The following is a 17,365-nucleotide window of genomic DNA, read 5'->3' as shown; positions in this document are numbered from 1 at the left end:
AAATATGTATTTTATTCGTATAAAACTTTATTTTTTTAAAAAAAATTAATATAATATAAATATAAAATTTGATAGTTAAATTATAATTTGTAGAAGATATTAAAGAAGTGAGGGCATATTTATGAAAAGTGATATAGAAATAGCTCAAAACGCTAAAATGGAGCCAATAGTAAAGATAGCTGAAAAATTAGGGGTGCTAGAAGATGAAATAGAGCAATACGGAAAATACAAATGTAAAATTTCTTTAGATATTATGAAAAAAAATGAAAATAAAAAGGATGGAAAGCTTATATTAGTAACAGCAATTAATCCTACGCCAGCTGGAGAGGGAAAATCAACAGTTACAGTTGGTTTAGGTGATGCTTTTAATAAAATAGGAAAAAAAGCAGTTATAGCTTTAAGGGAGCCTTCTTTAGGTCCTGTTTTTGGAATGAAAGGAGGGGCGACAGGTGGTGGAAATGCACAAGTAGTTCCGATGGAAGATATAAATCTTCATTTTACTGGGGATATGCATGCAATAACATCTGCAAATAATTTATTAAGCGCAGCTATAGATAACCATATTCATCAAGGCAATCTACTTAGAATAGATTCTAGAAGGGTTCTTTTTAAAAGAGTTATAGATATGAATGATAGGGCATTAAGAAATATAGTTGTGGGATTAGGTGGAAAAATAAATGGTTTTTTAAGAGAAGATGGATTTAATATAACAGTTGCATCAGAAATTATGGCTATTCTTTGCATGGCTAAAGACCTATCTGATTTAAAAGAAAGAATGGGTAATATACTGGTAGCTTATAATTTAGATGGTGAACCTGTATATGCAAAAGATTTACAAGTTCAAGGTGCTATGGCTCTTCTTATGAAAGATGCAATAAAACCTAATTTAGTTCAAACATTAGAAAATACACCTGCAATAATACATGGAGGACCTTTTGCAAATATTGCTCATGGTTGTAATTCAATAGTTGCTACAAAGATGGCTTTGAAATTAGGTGATTTTGCTATAACAGAAGCTGGATTTGGAGCTGATCTTGGAGCAGAAAAATTTTTGAATATAAAGTGTAGGTATGGAGATTTAGCACCAGAGTGTGTTGTATTAGTTGCTACTGTAAGGGCTTTAAAACATCATGGTGGGGTTAAAAAAGATGAGTTAAATATACCAAGTGTTTCAGCTTTAGAAAAAGGTATTAAAAATCTTGAAAAACAAATAGAAAATATAAAAGAATTTAATATTCCGGTAGTTGTGGCTATAAATAAATTTATAACAGATTCAGAAGAAGAAATTAAATTTATTGAAAATTTTTGCTCAAATTTAGGGATAAAGGTTAGCAATACTGAAGTTTGGGAAAAAGGTGGACTAGGTGGAATTGATTTAGCAAATAAAATTTTAGAGACTATTGAGGAAAGTGATTCTAAATTTGTTCCGATATATGATATAAATGATTCTATAAAAGATAAAATATTAAAGATATCTAAAATAATTTATGGAGCCGATAATGTTAATTATGCACCACAAGCCTTAAAGCAAATAAGTGAAATAGAAAAATTTAATATGGATAAATTACCAATATGTATGGCAAAGACACAATATTCATTATCAGATAATCCGATGTTGTTAGGGAGACCTCATGGATTTGATATAAATGTAAAAGAAATAAATGTGTCAAATGGAGCTGGATTTATAGTTGTTCAAACAGGAAATATAATGACTATGCCAGGTCTTCCAAAAGTGCCAGCTGCAAACAAGATGGATATAGATATAAATGGAAAAATAACTGGATTATTTTAAAGTTAAATTAAATAAGCAGTAAAGAAGCTATATTGTTCAAATAAAATATTTGAGCAATATAGCTTTTATTTATCATTGAAAAAAATTGACAATCATCGTTTTGATTGCTTGACAAAAGCTTAGTTGTTGTTAAAATTATATTGTTATATGAAAGGGAGTAGCATGTTTTTCGACAGTTTATATGCTGTCTTTTAATTATATTAAGGTGGTGTAAATATGATTTTACTTGTTGATGTGGGGAACACTAACATAGTATTAGGAATCTACAGTAAAAATAAATATGTAGCTTGCTGGAGAATATCAACGGATTCTAAAAAAACATCAGATGAATATTCTATACAGGTTATGCAACTCTTTAACCAAGCAAATCTAAACACAGAAGACATAGAGGGAATAATTATATCTTCTGTCGTACCAAATGTTATGCATTCTTTAGAAAATATGATTAAGAAATGTTTTAATAAAGAACCAATAATAGTAGGCCCAGGTATAAAAACTGGACTAAATATTAAATATGATAATCCAAAAGAAGCAGGTGCAGACAGGATTGTAAATGCAGTAGCAGCTTATGAAAAATATAAAAAAGAATTAATAATTATAGATTTTGGGACAGCAACAACTTATTGTGCTATAACAAAAAATGGTACTTATTTAGGGGGAAGTATATGTCCTGGAATTATAATATCGTCAGAAGCTTTATTTGAAAGAGCAGCTAAACTTCCAAGAATTGAACTTGAAAAACCTAATAGAATAATATGTAAGAATACCGTAGAAGGTATGCAAGCTGGTATAATATATGGTTATGTAGGTCAAGTTGAATATATTGTAAGAGCAATGAAAAAAGAGATGCAAGATTTAGGACATAGTGAACCATTGGTAATAGCAACAGGTGGTTTAGCTAAACTTATATCAAATTCAACAAATGTAATTGATGTAATTGATTCAAAATTAACCTTAGAAGGATTGCAAATACTTTATGAGAAAAATAAGGAGTCATTAAATGCAAATTTCAAATGTAACTTTAGAGAATAATGTATTTTTAGCTCCCATGGCAGGTGTAACGGATATTGCTTTTAGAAGTCTTTGTAAAGAAATGGGCTGTGGTCTTGTGTATACGGAGATGGTTAGTGCTAAGGCGTTATATTATGAAAGTGAAAATACAAAAATATTAATGAGGATTGCGGAAGAAGAAAAGCCAGTTGCATGTCAAATGTTTGGTAGCGATTCTAAAATAATGTCATATGTAACAGAAAAATATTTTAATACTAATGATGATATATGTATTATAGATATAAATATGGGATGCCCAGCACCTAAAATAGTGAAAAATGGTGATGGATCAGCTCTTATGAAAAATCCAAAGTTAGCTTATGAAATAGTTAATGAGGTAAAAAAAGTTTCACTAAAACCAGTAACTGTTAAGTTTAGAATGGGATATGATGAAAATAGTATAAATGCAGTAGAATTTGCTAAAATTATTGAAAGTGCAGGAGCAGATGCAGTAGCTATTCACGGCAGAACAAGAGCTCAAATGTATACAGGAAAGGCAAATTGGGATATTATAAGACAAGTAAAAGAAGCTGTAAGGATTCCTGTTATAGGGAATGGAGATGTTTTTTGTGCTGAAGATGCCTTAAATTTAATAAAAACAAGTAATTGTGATGGAATAATGATAGGTCGAGGTTGTACTGGTAACCCATGGATATTTAAACAGATTGTTGATAAATTTAATAATAACGAAGTTAAAATGCCTAACTCTTGGGAAAAGGTAGATATGTGTATAAGACATTATAATCTGGCTTTGAAATACAATGGGGAGTATAAGGCTGTAAGAGAAATGAGGAAGCATTCAGCTTGGTATATAAGGGGTTTACCTAAATGTACAGAGATAAAAAATAAGATAAATTTAGAGAATGATTCTCTTAAGGTTTTAAAAATATTGAGCGAATATAAAAGTATATTAAAAGAAAATTATAAATAAGACCTATAATTAACTTAAAATATTGATAATTTAATATTATATAACATAAAATACAATAAAAGTATTCAGATAAGTTGACATAATCATAGTAAAGATTTATAATATTTTAAATACTTGAGAATAAACTGTTCTCAAGTTTTTTAAGGAGTTTTAATAATTTTTACATTAAATAATATTAAGTTAAAATTTAGTCCAATATTATATAATATAGATAAATTTGTGATAATTTTTTATGAAGGGAAGAAAATATTATGAGCGAAAAAAAGCATCTAATGACCTATGAAGGTATAAAAAAGTTAGAAGATGAATTAGAATATCTTAAAACCGTAAAGAGAAAAGAAATAACAGAGAAAATTAAGGTTGCTTTGGGATATGGAGATTTAAGTGAAAACTCTGAATATGATGAAGCTAAAAATGAACAAGCTTTTACAGAGGGAAGAATACTTCAATTAGAAAACATGCTTAAAAATGCAGTTGTTGTTGATGAATCAGAAATATCAACAGATGCTGTAACAGTAGGTTCTATAGTAAAGGTTAAAGACTATGAATTTGATGAAGAGGTTGAATATACAATAGTAGGTTCAGCTGAAGCTGATCCAATGAGCTTTAAAATTTCTAATGAGTCACCAGTTGGAGAAGGTCTTATAGGTAAGAAAGTTGGAGACATAGTGGAAGTAAATGTTCCAGGTGGAATAGCTAAATTTGAAGTATTAGGAATCAGAAGATAATTTTAAAATAATTTAATAAACATAATCATGGAGGTATGGAAAATGTCAAATGAAGATATAAATATTCACCAAGAAGATAAACTTAGTGAACAAGAAATATTAAGAAGACAAAAACTTAAGGATTTACAAGATGCGGGAAAGGATCCTTTTGACGTGTATAAGGTTGAAAGGACTCATTCTTCAGCACAAATAGTAAAAGGATTTGAAGAATTAGAAGGTAAAGAAGTTAAAGTAGCCGGAAGATTAATGTCTAAGAGAGGGCAAGGAAAAGTATTGTTTTCTGACATTCATGATAGGGATGGAAAACTTCAATTATTTGTAAAAATAGATGCTGTTGGTGAAGAAGCTTTAAAAGAATTTAAAAGCTTAGATCTTGGAGATTGGATTGCAGCAACAGGAACAGTTTTTAAAACAAAAACAGGAGAAGTATCTGTTAAGGTTACTTCATTCCAATTAATCTGTAAATCATTAAAGCCATTACCAGAAAAATTCCATGGATTAAAAGACCCAGATTTAAGATATAGACAAAGAGAAGTTGATATAATAACTAATCCAGAAGTAAAAACAACTTTCTTAAAGAGGGCTCAAATAATAAAAGGGATTAGAAATTTCTTAGACAACAAAGGATATATAGAAGTTGATACTCCAATTTTAGGATCTATTGCAGGAGGAGCAGCAGCGAGACCGTTTATAACTCATCATAATACGTTAGATATAGATATGTATTTAAGAATAGCAACAGAATTACATTTAAAGAGATGTATAGTTGCTGGTTTTGAAAAAGTTTATGAAATGGGAAGAATATTTAGAAATGAAGGAATGTCAGTTAGACATAATCCAGAGTTTACATCTATAGAATTATATGAAGCTTATGCAGATTATAATGACATGATGGAACTTACTGAAAACATGGTGGCAGAAGTTTGTACATTGGTTAACGGAACAACTAAGGTTACATATGAAGGAACAGAAATAGACTTTAAACCACCTTGGAGAAGATTAACAATGGTTGATGCTGTTAAAGAATTTGCAGGGGTTGATTTTAATTCAATATCATCAGATGAAGAAGCTCAAGAAATAGCTAAAAAGCATAATTTGGAATTCCCTAAAGAATTACAATATGTAAGTAAAGGTGAAGTTTTAAATGCTTTATTCGAAGAGTTTGGAGAATCAAAATTAATTCAACCTACATTTATAATAGATTATCCATCAGAAAATTCACCTCTTACTAAAAAGAAAAGAGGAAATGCAGATTTCACTGAAAGATTTGAAGGTTTTGTTTACGGTAGAGAATTGTGTAATGCATATTCAGAACTTAACGATCCTATAGTTCAAAGAGAAAGATTTGAACAACAAGCAAAACAAAGAGATTTAGGCGATGATGAGGCGTATGTTATAGATGAAGAGTTTATGAGTGCGTTAGAAACTGGTATGCCTCCAACAGGTGGTTTAGGAATAGGTATAGATAGATTAATTATGTTCTTAACAGATTCATCATCAATTAAAGATGTTATATTATTTCCAACAATGAAACCTCAAGAAAATAATTAATATTTTAAGGACACTTAAACATTAAAGTTTGTGTGTCCTTTTTTATTTTATTTAAATAATAAATCATTAAAACGAAGTATATATATTGACATATTAGATGTTTTTGATAAAATAAAGACTATAAGTTAATATACACAATGAGAGAGAAGAGTAATCTTAAAAATTTTTAAGAGAGATGATGGTAGGTGTAAATCATTAAAGATTTAAGATGAATGGAACTTTTGAGTGTCTTTTAGAAAGTTGAGCTTAGCTAAGAAGGGTGGAACCGCGGAATAAATTTTTCGTCCCTTTAATTTTAGTTAGGTTTTTTTGTTTTTAAAGTTAATAATTCATATAATAAATTTAAAATTATTGGAGGTATAGAAAATGTCAGTAGAAAAGACTATGGATAAGATAGTTGCATTATGTAAAAACAGAGGATTTATATTCCCAGGTTCAGATATCTATGGTGGACTTGCGAATTCATGGGATTATGGTCCTTTAGGAGTTGAATTTAAAAATAATGTAAAAAAAGCTTGGTGGAGAAAATTTGTTCAAGAAAGTAAATATAATGTTGGATTAGATAGTGCTATTCTTATGAATAAAGAAGTTTGGGTTGCATCAGGTCACATTGGGGGATTCTCAGACCCACTTATGGATTGTAAAGAATGTAAAGCTAGATTTAGAGCAGATAAACTAGTTGAAGATCATATGACTGCAAATGGAGCAGAAGTAGCATCAGCTGATGGTTGGTCTAATGAACAATTAAAAAATTATATAGAAAGCAATAACATAGTATGTCCTAAATGTGGAAAGTTAAATTATACAGATATAAGAAAATTTAATTTAATGTTTAAAACATTCCAAGGAGTTACTGAAGATGCTAAAAATGAAATATATTTAAGACCAGAAACAGCTCAAGGTATATTTGTAAATTTCAAAGCAACTCAAAGAACAACTAGAAAGAAAGTTCCTTTTGGTATAGCTCAAATAGGTAAATCTTTTAGAAATGAGATAACTCCAGGAAACTTTACATTTAGAACTAGAGAGTTTGAACAAATGGAATTAGAATTTTTCTGCAAACCAGGAACAGATATGGAATGGTTTGAATATTGGAGAAGCTATTGTTGGAATTTCTTATTAAATTTAGGAATGAATAAAGAAAACATAAGATTAAGAGATCATGCAAAAGAAGAGTTAAGTTTCTATTCAAATGCTACATCAGACATAGAATACTTATTCCCATTTGGATGGGGTGAACTTTGGGGAATAGCAGATAGAACTGATTATGATTTAACTAAACATCAAGAACATTCAGGTCAAGATATGGCATATTTAGATCCAACAACTAATGAGAAATATATTCCATATGTTATAGAACCATCATTAGGAGCTGATAGAGTTGCATTAGCATTCTTAGTTGAGGCTTATGATGAGGAAGAATTAGAAGGTGGAGATGTAAGAACAGTTATGCATTTACATCCAGCTTTAGCTCCATATAAGGCTGCTGTATTACCTCTTTCAAAGAAACTTTCAGAAAAAGCAGACGAAGTTTATGGTGCATTAAGCAAATATTTTAACATTGAATATGATGAAGCAGGAAGTATAGGAAAAAGATATAGAAGACAAGATGAAATTGGAACTCCATATTGTATAACAGTAGATTTTGATACGTTAGAGGATAACTGCGTAACAATAAGAGACAGAGATACAATGCAACAAGAAAGAATTAAAATATCTGATTTAAAATCTTATATAGAAAAAAGCTTAGAATTTTAGTTGATAAGTATGTAGAAAGCATAGTAAGAAGGTTCTTACTATGCTTTTGCTTTATATTTTAACAACAAGCTATAAAGTAGCATATGTTTATTATGGGTGATATAATGAAGAAAAATGGATAGAATTATCTGTATAATGAGAGTGCATTAAAATTAAAATAATTGTTGGAGGATTAAAGGTGAAAAAAGATTTTACTGAGTTTAAAAATTTTATTAAAGGAAAAAAAGTTGCAGTAGTAGGAATAGGGGTTAGTAATATTCCTCTTATGAATTTTTTAGACAAGCTAGGAGCTAAAATAACAGGTTTTGATATGAAAACTGAGGCCGAATTAGGTAAAGTTGCTATTGACTTCAAAGGTAAAGGAATAAGCTTAGAGCTTGGAGAAAAATATTTGGATAGATTAACAGGATATGATGTGATTTTTAAAACACCATCCATGAGAATTGATAGTGAGGCATTAGTTAGATGTAAAAAAGAGGGTGCATACATAACTTCTGAAATGGAGGAATTCACAAAATATTGTAAGGGAAAAATATATGGAATCACAGGTAGTGATGGTAAAACAACAACAACTACAATAATTTCAAAATTATTAGAAAAACAAGGATATACTACTTGGGTAGGAGGAAATATAGGAACTCCATTATTTGCTGAAATAGAAAAAATAAAAGAAGAAGATAAAGTTGTTTTAGAGTTATCTAGTTTTCAATTAATGACAATGGATAGTTTGATAGATGTTGCAGTAGTGACTAATATTACACCGAATCATTTAGATATGCATCATGGTATGGAAGAATATATAGAGGCTAAGAAGAACGTATTTAGATATCAAGATAAAAATTGTCTATTAATTATAAATGATGAAAATAATATTACGAAAGAGTTTTATAAAGAAGCAAAAGGAAAAGTTGAAAAATTTAGTTCTAAAAAAATTAAAAACGAAGATGGATATTACGAAAATGGAGTACTTTATATTCATGGACAAGAAGTATGTAAAAAAAATGATATAGTTATAAAAGGAATGCATAACGTAGAAAACTATTTAGCAGCGTTTTTAGCAGTAAGGAATGAAGTTTCCATCGAAAATATGAAATTTGTTGCCCAAACATTTGGTGGTGTGGAGCATAGATGTGAATTTATAAGGGAAATTAATGGTGTAAGATATTATAATGATTCTATTGCATCTAGTCCAACAAGAACTTTAGCAGGATTAAAAGCTTTTGAAAAACCGGTGATATTAATAGCTGGAGGATATGATAAACATATACCGTTTGAGCCATTGGCATTTGAAGGATATGAAAAAATAAAGAGTATAGTTATAATGGGGGCTACAAAATATAAAATAGCTAAATGTTTTCAGGATTTAAGAGAAAGAAAAGGGATTAACATTCCAGTATATATTGTAAATAATATGGAAGAAGCAGTTAATAAATGTAGAGAGATAGCTAAAGAAGGAGATATAGTTACGTTATCTCCAGCATGTGCTAGTTTTGATATGTTTAAAAATTTTGAGATAAGAGGAAATATATTTAAAGATATAATAAATAACTTATAGTTTAATCTAAAAAAAGCAACTAAATCTATAATAAGGTTTAGTTGCTTTTTATGTTTTAATTAAGAAATATCTTATAGTAAAGCAATTTAATATTAAAGATGTCCAAGTATTTTATCTATTTGAAAAAGAAAACTCTCCCTGGAGTATCTATAATAGAAAAAATAAAAAAAAAGAAGAATAAAAGAGAAAATACAAAATAATTTTTTAATATTATAGAATATAATATGAAATTAAATGTCTTAATATGATATTATAAATTTCGTCGTCACGAGCTAACAAATTAAACAAGTGAAAAACAAAAAAAGATGTTGACAAATGAAAGTGATGATGTTAATATATAAAAGTCGCTTGAGTAAATAGCGAATGGATCTTTGAAAATTAAACAGATAATTTAAGTAAACCAGCAATTCTTTTATAAGTAATATGAGTAGATTAAACTCAAATAAAAACTAAGAAATTAGTATATTTTAATTTGAGAGTTTGATCCTGGCTCAGGATGAACGCTGGCGGCGTGCTTAACACATGCAAGTCGAGCGAGAAAAGTTCTTCGGAGCTTTTCTAGCGGCGGACGGGTGAGTAACACGTGGGCAACCTGCCTCATAGAGGGGAATAGCCTTCCGAAAGGAAGATTAATACCGCATGACATTGTTGAAAGGCATCTTTTAACAATCAAAGGAGCAATCCGCTATGAGATGGGCCCGCGGCGCATTAGCTAGTTGGTGAGGTAACGGCTCACCAAGGCGACGATGCGTAGCCGACCTGAGAGGGTGATCGGCCACATTGGAACTGAGACACGGTCCAGACTCCTACGGGAGGCAGCAGTGGGGAATATTGCACAATGGGGGAAACCCTGATGCAGCAACGCCGCGTGAGTGATGAAGGTCTTCGGATTGTAAAGCTCTGTCTTTAGGGACGATAATGACGGTACCTAAGGAGGAAGCCACGGCTAACTACGTGCCAGCAGCCGCGGTAATACGTAGGTGGCAAGCGTTATCCGGATTTACTGGGCGTAAAGGGAGCGTAGGCGGATATTTAAGTGGGATGTGAAATACCCGAGCTTAACTTGGGAGCTGCATTCCAAACTGGATATCTAGAGTGCAGGAGAGGAGAATGGAATTTCTAGTGTAGCGGTGAAATGCGTAGAGATTAGGAAGAACACCAGTGGCGAAGGCGATTCTCTGGACTGTAACTGACGCTGAGGCTCGAAAGCGTGGGGAGCAAACAGGATTAGATACCCTGGTAGTCCACGCCGTAAACGATGAATACTAGGTGTAGGGGCCCCAAGCCTCTGTGCCGCCGCTAACGCATTAAGTATTCCGCCTGGGGAGTACGGTCGCAAGATTAAAACTCAAAGGAATTGACGGGGACCCGCACAAGCAGCGGAGCATGTGGTTTAATTCGAAGCAACGCGAAGAACCTTACCTAGACTTGACATGTCCTGAATTACCAGTAATGTGGGAAGTTCCTTCGGGAACAGGAACACAGGTGGTGCATGGTTGTCGTCAGCTCGTGTCGTGAGATGTTGGGTTAAGTCCCGCAACGAGCGCAACCCTTATTGTTAGTTGGTACCATTAAGTTGACCACTCTAGCGAGACTGCCCGGGTTAACCGGGAGGAAGGTGGGGATGACGTCAAATCATCATGCCCCTTATGTCTAGGGCTACACACGTGCTACAATGGCAAGTACAAAGAGAAGCAATACTGTGAAGTGGAGCAAAACTCAAAAACTTGTCTCAGTTCGGATTGTAGGCTGAAACTCGCCTACATGAAGCTGGAGTTGCTAGTAATCGCGAATCAGAATGTCGCGGTGAATACGTTCCCGGGTCTTGTACACACCGCCCGTCACACCATGAGAGTTGGCAATACCCGAAGTCCGTAAGCTAACCGTAAGGAGGCAGCGGCCGAAGGTAGGGTCAGCGATTGGGGTGAAGTCGTAACAAGGTAGCCGTAGGAGAACCTGCGGCTGGATCACCTCCTTTCTAAGGAAGAACATCTTAGGAAAACTAAGATGATAATAAAGAATGCTTCTTAAATATCTGTTTAATTTTGAGAGATTAACTCTTAAAACATATGGGGGTATAGCTCAGTTGGGAGAGCACCTGCCTTGCACGCAGGGGGTCAAGGGTTCGAATCCCTTTACCTCCACCATATGGGTCTATAGCTCAGCTGGTTAGAGCGCACGCCTGATAAGCGTGAGGTCGATGGTTCGAGTCCATTTAGACCCACCATGTTCTTTGAAAATTACACATAAGTATTAATAAATAGAGTAAAGCCAATTAAATTTACTATTCTTTGTAAAATTGATTGCAACTATCTAAAAGATAGAAACAAAGGTCAAGCTACAAAGGGCGTATGGTGAATGCCTTGGCATCAGGAGCCGATGAAGGACGTGATAAGCTACGATAAGCTTTGGGTAGACGCACATAGTCTGAGATCCAAAGATTTCCGAATGAGGAAACTCACATGGGAAACCCCATGTATCGTTAACTGAATAAATAGGTTAACGAGGGTAAACCTAGGGAACTGAAACATCTAAGTACCTAGAGGAAGAGAAAGAAAAATCGATTTTCTAAGTAGCGGCGAGCGAAAGGGAAAGAGCCCAAACCGGAAACTTGTTTCCGGGGTTGTGGATAGAGCATAACGAGAAACTATAACTAATTGAAGAGAGTTGGAAAGCTCTACCGTAGAAGGTAATAGTCCTGTAAATGAAAGTTAGAGTAATCAAGTTCTAATCCAGAGTACCACGAGACACGTGAAACCTTGTGGGAAGCAGGGAGGACCACCTCCCAAGGCTAAATACTACCTGATGACCGATAGTGAAGCAGTACCGTGAGGGAAAGGTGAAAAGAACCCCGGGAGGGGAGTGAAATAGAACCTGAAACCATATGTCTACAACCGATCAAAGCACCTTATGTGTGCGATGATGTGCTTTTTGTAGAACGAGCCAACGAGTTACGATATGTAGCAAGGTTAAGTACTTAAGGTACGGAGCCGAAGGGAAACCAAGTCTTAATAGGGCAACTAGTTGCATGTCGTAGACCCGAAACCGGGTGACCTATCCATGGCCAGGTTGAAGCGAGGGTAAAACCTCGTGGAGGACCGAACCACGTTGCTGTTGAAAAAGCATGGGATGAGCTGTGGATAGCGGAGAAATTCCAATCGAACTCGGAGATAGCTGGTTCTCCTCGAAATAGCTTTAGGGCTAGCGTCGAATATGAGTAATGGAGGTAGAGCACTGAATGGGCTAGGGGGCATAGCGCTTACCGAACCTTATCAAACTCCGAATGCCATATACTATAAGTTCGGCAGTCAGACTACGAATGATAAGATCCGTGGTCAAAAGGGAAACAGCCCAGATCGTCAGCTAAGGTCCCAAAGTGTAAGTTAAGTGGAAAAGGATGTGGGATTTCTAAGACAACTAGGATGTTGGCTTAGAAGCAGCCACTCATTAAAAGAGTGCGTAATAGCTCACTAGTCGAGAGATCCTGCGCCGAAGATGTTCGGGGCTAAAACTTACCACCGAAGCTACGGGCTTGAATTTATTCAAGCGGTAGAGGAGCGTCGTAATCGGGCTGAAGTCATACCGTAAGGAGTGGTGGACTGATTACGAGTGAGAATGTTGGCATTAGTAGCGAGATGTAGGTGAGAATCCTACAGGCCGAATACCTAAGGTTTCCTCAGGAAGGCTCGTCCGCTGAGGGTTAGTCGGGACCTAAGCCGAGGCCGAAAGGCGTAGGTGATGGACAACTGGTTGATATTCCAGTACCACTACCATCGTTATTATCGATGGCGTGACGTAGGAGGATAGTGTGTGCTAGCTATTGGATGCTAGTCTAAGCATTTAGTCAGTTACAATAGGCAAATCCGTTGTAATAATGATGAGATGTTATGGGGAAGGTTCTACGGAACCGAAGTACATGATTCCACGCTGCCAAGAAAAGCGTCTAGAGAGAGAAGTAGTGCCCGTACCGCAAACCGACACAGGTAGGTGAGGAGAGAATCCTAAGGCCGGCGGAAGAATTGCAGTTAAGGAACTCGGCAAATTGATCCCGTAAGTTAGCAATAAGGGATGCCTATGAGAGTAGGCCGCAGAGAATAGGCTCAAGCAACTGTTTAGCAAAAACACAGGTCTCTGCTAAAGCGTAAGCTGATGTATAGGGGCTGACGCCTGCCCGGTGCTGGAAGGTTAAGGGGAACACTTAGCGTAAGCGAAGGTGTGAACTTAAGCCCCAGTAAACGGCGGCCGTAACTATAACGGTCCTAAGGTAGCGAAATTCCTTGTCAGGTAAGTTCTGACCCGCACGAATGGCGTAATGACTTGAGCACTGTCTCAACTGCAAATCCGGCGAAGTTGTAGTACCAGTGAAGATGCTGGTTACCCGCGATTGGACGGAAAGACCCCGTAGAGCTTTACTGTAGCTTAGCATTGAATTTCGGTATTGTCTGTACAGGATAGGTGGGAGACTGAGAGACTAGGGCGTCAGCCTTAGTGGAGTCGACGTTGGGATACCACCCTGATAGTATTGAAGTTCTAACTGGCGGCCATGAATCTGGTCACAGGACATTGTTAGGTGGGCAGTTTGACTGGGGCGGTCGCCTCCTAAAAAGTAACGGAGGCGCCCAAAGGTTCCCTCAGAACGGTCGGAAATCGTTCGAAGAGTGCAAAGGCAGAAGGGAGCCTGACTGCGACACCCACAAGTGGAGCAGGGACGAAAGTCGGGCTTAGTGATCCGGTGGTACCTCGTGGGAGGGCCATCGCTCAACGGATAAAAGCTACCTCGGGGATAACAGGCTGATCTCCCCCAAGAGTCCACATCGACGGGGAGGTTTGGCACCTCGATGTCGGCTCGTCGCATCCTGGGGCTGAAGTAGGTCCCAAGGGTTGGGCTGTTCGCCCATTAAAGCGGCACGCGAGCTGGGTTCAGAACGTCGTGAGACAGTTCGGTCCCTATCCGTCGCGGGCGTAGGAAATTTGAGAGGAGCTGTCCTTAGTACGAGAGGACCGGGATGGACTGACCTCTGGTGTACCAGTTGTTCCGCCAGGAGCACAGCTGGGTAGCTAAGTCGGGAAGGGATAAACGCTGAAAGCATCTAAGCGTGAAGCCCACCTCAAGATGAGATTTCCCATAGCATAAGCTAGTAAGACCCCTTGAAGAACACAAGGTTGATAGGTCAGAGGTGTAAGTATGGTAACATATTTAGCTGACTGATACTAATAGGTCGAGGGCTTGACCTAATTAACTTTATCTTAATGCTTAGTGTAGTTTAAAAAGAATATTTTTTAAATGAATATCTAGTGATTATGCTCTTTAAGGTAACACCCGTTTCCATTCCGAACACGAAGGTTAAGCTTTTAGAGGCCGATAGTACTGCATAGGGAACTGTGTGGGAGGGTAGGTGATTGCTAGGTTTATGTTCCTCTGTAGCTCAATGGTGGAGCACTCGGCTGTTAACCGATAGGTTGGAGGTTCGAGCCCTCTCGGAGGAGCCATATCTGGTGATAATGCGTTTTAAGGTAACACCCGTTTCCATTCCGAACACGAAGGTTAAGCTTTTTACGGTTGATGGTACTGCATGGGAGACTGTGTGGGAGAGTAAATGGTTGCCAGGTTTTAAAATTTATTTATATTAAAAATGTCTTGACAAAAATCATATTAATTAATATAATTTATAATGTGGTTTGTAAGGCTCGATAGCTCAGTCGGTAGAGCAGAGGACTGAAAATCCTCGTGTCACTGGTTCGATTCCAGTTCGAGCCACCATGGCGCTATAGCCAAGTGGTAAGGCAGAGGTCTGCAAAACCTTTATTCCCCAGTTCAAATCTGGGTGGCGCCTCCAAAAATCTCAGCTTAAGCTGAGATTTTTTGTTTTATAATAAATTATTATTTTTAACTTATTTAAATTTTTTATTTTAAGAGTTAGGATGCTTTCTATTTAAATATGGGCTCAATTGATATGATATTTTGCGAAAAATCTATTAAAATATTGCTTCCAAGTGGTAATGACACATTAGGATATGTATGACCGCTTGGAAAACCTAGTATAATAGGTTTATTTAAAGGTAAAAGTATGTTTTTTATTAAATTTAATGTATTGATATCATATGGGGTGAAATGTCCCAAAATAAAACCACAACATTTATCTAGCTTTTTAGACATAAGAAGTTGAGTTAGCATTCTATCTATTTTATATGCAGGTTCATTTATGTCTTCTAGCAAAAGAATTTTATTGTTCGTATCTATATCGTAAGGTGTTCCTAAAGCGCTACAAATCATAGAGAGATTTCCACCACATATTTTTCCGGTAATATTTCTACTGTTAAAAGTTTTTATGTTTTTAAAGTTTTTTAAGTTTATAGAAGTATATTTTTTAGTTAAAAGATTTAAAAAAAATGTTTGCGTTACAAAATCTTGAAGATTGGAATTTACCATAGGCGTGTGAAATGTAGGAATGTTTGATACCTTATTTATATAATTTAAGAGTAAGGTTATATCACTAAATCCACAAAATATTTTAGGATTGTTTTTTATTACATCCCAATTAACATAAGGCATCATTCGTATAGAGCCATAACCGCCTCTATAACACATGATAGCAGCTACTTCTGGGTCTTTAAACATATTCATAAAGTCAGATGCACGTTCTTTATCGGTGCCTGCAAAATAATTATTTATTTTTCTTAAATGTTTACCTTCTTTAATTTTAAAACCTAATTTTTTTAATTGATTTAAATTATAGTCTATTGAATTATTTTTTTCATAACCAGCTGGACTAATAACACCTATAGTATCATTAAATTTTAATTTATTTAATATATTAAAAACCTCCTTTTTATAGTTACTTGCATAAGATAAGATTATTTTAATTTTAGTAGTATTATATTATTTAATACTATATAAATAACACTTTATATTAAAATAAAAACTTATATTAAAAACTTATATAATAACAAGAAGTATAAATAAAATCTATAAATTCTATAACATGTCTTTTTTATAAAGTAGTAAGGCTACTAAAAAACATAATGCAAAAGATATACCCATAACTATAATAAAGGCATTAGGACTATCAGCAAAAGGAAGTTTAGATATGTTCATTCCATATATTCCAGAAACAACTGTAAAGATTGACATTAAAATAGTTACAGAAGCCATTACTTTCATAACAATATTTAAATTATTAGATATTACAGAAGCAAAAAAATCCATGGTACTTGAAAGAATGTTACCATAGATTTCAGTCATTTCTATAGCTTGTTTATTCTCTATTATTACGTCTTCTAGTATGTCTTTATCTTCTTCATATTTTTGAATTAGTTCTAATTTCAGCATTTTTTCTAACGTTATTTCATTAGATTTTAAAGATGTAGAAAAATATACCAAAGATTTTTCAAGCGAGTGTAATTGAATAAGTTCTCTATTTTTCATGGATTTATGGAGTCTTTTTTCTATCATTAAACTTTTTTTATCTATTTGTCTTAAATAAAGAAGATAATAGGTTGAAATTCTATTTAATATTTGTAAAGTAAATCGAGATTTTTTAAAAGTATAAAATGATTTTATTTTATTTCTAGTGAAATCTGTTAATATCTTACTATTTTTTAAACAGACGGTGATTAATACATTGCTAGTGTGAATTATAGATAATGGATAAGTATCATACGTTAATGAATTATCTTCCATCTCTGTAAAAGGAATATCAACAATGATTAAAAGATTTTCTCCTTCTATATCTATACGAGAAGTTTCTTCATCATCTAAAGAAGCTCTTAGAAACTGTAGTGGTATAGATGTTTTTTTAGAAATTAAAATTAATTCTTCTTGAGAAGGTGCAACTATATTAATCCAGCAACCATTCTCTATTGTGTCAATATTTTTTAATTCTCCAGTATTATTATAAGATTTATATATCTGAATCAAAATTTCACCTCCAACGTAATTATTATACTATTTAAATATTTATAGGTAAACATACTATCTAGAGTAAGTAGTATAATTAATT

At 34.3% G+C, this 17,365-nt stretch carries 9 protein-coding genes, 5 tRNA genes, 4 rRNA genes and 1 other annotated feature; of the genes, 16 read left to right on the top strand and 2 right to left on the bottom strand.

Going from position 1 to position 17,365, the window contains the following annotated elements; all coding sequences use genetic code 11:
* Window positions 1-121 precede the first annotated feature (121 nt).
* The 16 genes from HH195_RS10040 (at window position 122) to HH195_RS09965 (ending at window position 15,202) form a co-directional block, all read left to right on the top strand.
* On the top strand, window positions 122-1,792 hold the full coding sequence (locus tag HH195_RS10040; RefSeq protein WP_196370987.1) for a formate--tetrahydrofolate ligase: 1,671 nt from the start codon (window positions 122-124) through the stop codon (window positions 1,790-1,792).
* Window positions 1,793-2,008: 216 nt separating this feature from the next.
* The gene (locus tag HH195_RS10035; RefSeq protein ID WP_055258672.1) at window positions 2,009-2,824 is read left to right on the top strand and encodes a type III pantothenate kinase; all 816 of its coding nucleotides are present in this window, start codon (window positions 2,009-2,011) and stop codon (window positions 2,822-2,824) included.
* Window positions 2,793-3,773, top strand: a complete 981-nt coding sequence (gene dusB, locus HH195_RS10030) for a tRNA dihydrouridine synthase DusB (protein ID WP_196370986.1) — start codon at window positions 2,793-2,795, stop codon at window positions 3,771-3,773. The genes HH195_RS10035 and dusB overlap by 32 nt, the downstream gene beginning before the upstream one ends.
* Window positions 3,774-4,024: 251 nt before the next feature.
* Complete coding sequence (gene greA / locus HH195_RS10025) at window positions 4,025-4,501, top strand: transcription elongation factor GreA (RefSeq protein WP_055258669.1); 477 nt, start codon at window positions 4,025-4,027, stop codon at window positions 4,499-4,501.
* 42 nt (window positions 4,502-4,543) lie between these two features.
* Window positions 4,544-6,052, top strand: coding sequence for a lysine--tRNA ligase (gene lysS / locus HH195_RS10020; RefSeq protein ID WP_055258667.1), 1,509 nt, complete (start codon window positions 4,544-4,546; stop codon window positions 6,050-6,052).
* 128 nt (window positions 6,053-6,180) lie between these two features.
* Window positions 6,181-6,344: a binding site (T-box leader), on the top strand.
* Between the two features lie 74 nt (window positions 6,345-6,418).
* Window positions 6,419-7,810 (top strand): glycine--tRNA ligase, encoded by a 1,392-nt coding sequence (locus HH195_RS10015; RefSeq protein WP_196370985.1) that lies wholly within the window; start codon window positions 6,419-6,421, stop codon window positions 7,808-7,810.
* 178 nt (window positions 7,811-7,988) lie between these two features.
* Window positions 7,989-9,365, top strand: a complete 1,377-nt coding sequence (murD, locus tag HH195_RS10010; protein WP_196370984.1) for a UDP-N-acetylmuramoyl-L-alanine--D-glutamate ligase — start codon at window positions 7,989-7,991, stop codon at window positions 9,363-9,365.
* A gap of 468 nt (window positions 9,366-9,833) precedes the next feature.
* Window positions 9,834-11,343: ribosomal RNA gene (locus HH195_RS10005) — 16S ribosomal RNA — on the top strand.
* Between the two features lie 93 nt (window positions 11,344-11,436).
* Window positions 11,437-11,512: transfer RNA gene (locus tag HH195_RS10000), tRNA-Ala, on the top strand.
* A 3-nt stretch (window positions 11,513-11,515) separates the two neighbouring features.
* A tRNA-Ile gene (locus tag HH195_RS09995) sits at window positions 11,516-11,592 on the top strand.
* Between the two features lie 104 nt (window positions 11,593-11,696).
* Window positions 11,697-14,600 (top strand): 23S ribosomal RNA (locus HH195_RS09990).
* Between the two features lie 56 nt (window positions 14,601-14,656).
* A 5S ribosomal RNA gene (rrf, locus tag HH195_RS09985) occupies window positions 14,657-14,774 on the top strand.
* A gap of 6 nt (window positions 14,775-14,780) precedes the next feature.
* Window positions 14,781-14,855 (top strand) — tRNA-Asn (locus tag HH195_RS09980).
* 2 nt (window positions 14,856-14,857) lie between these two features.
* Window positions 14,858-14,975 (top strand): 5S ribosomal RNA (gene rrf, locus HH195_RS09975).
* Together the 16S, 23S and 5S rRNA genes with 5 tRNA genes alongside form the textbook arrangement of a ribosomal RNA operon.
* A 75-nt stretch (window positions 14,976-15,050) precedes the next feature.
* A tRNA-Phe gene (locus HH195_RS09970) sits at window positions 15,051-15,126 on the top strand.
* Between the two features lies 1 nt (window position 15,127).
* Window positions 15,128-15,202, top strand: a tRNA-Cys gene (locus tag HH195_RS09965).
* Window positions 15,203-15,294: 92 nt separating this feature from the next.
* Here HH195_RS09965 and HH195_RS09960 read toward each other — a convergent pair.
* Window positions 15,295-16,140, bottom strand: coding sequence for a S66 peptidase family protein (locus HH195_RS09960; RefSeq protein WP_371811693.1), 846 nt, complete (start codon window positions 16,138-16,140; stop codon window positions 15,295-15,297).
* Window positions 16,141-16,341: 201 nt separating this feature from the next.
* Window positions 16,342-17,283: a magnesium transporter CorA family protein gene (locus tag HH195_RS09955; RefSeq protein WP_055260187.1), complete on the bottom strand. Its 942-nt coding sequence runs from the start codon at window positions 17,281-17,283 to the stop codon at window positions 16,342-16,344.
* Window positions 17,284-17,365: the final 82 nt, after the last annotated feature.

Origin of the sequence: Candidatus Sarcina troglodytae, from assembly GCF_015708635.1 — a bacterium.
In the GTDB taxonomy this organism is placed as follows: domain Bacteria; phylum Bacillota; class Clostridia; order Clostridiales; family Clostridiaceae; genus Sarcina; species Sarcina ventriculi.
This window is presented reverse-complemented; position numbering and strand designations above follow the sequence as displayed.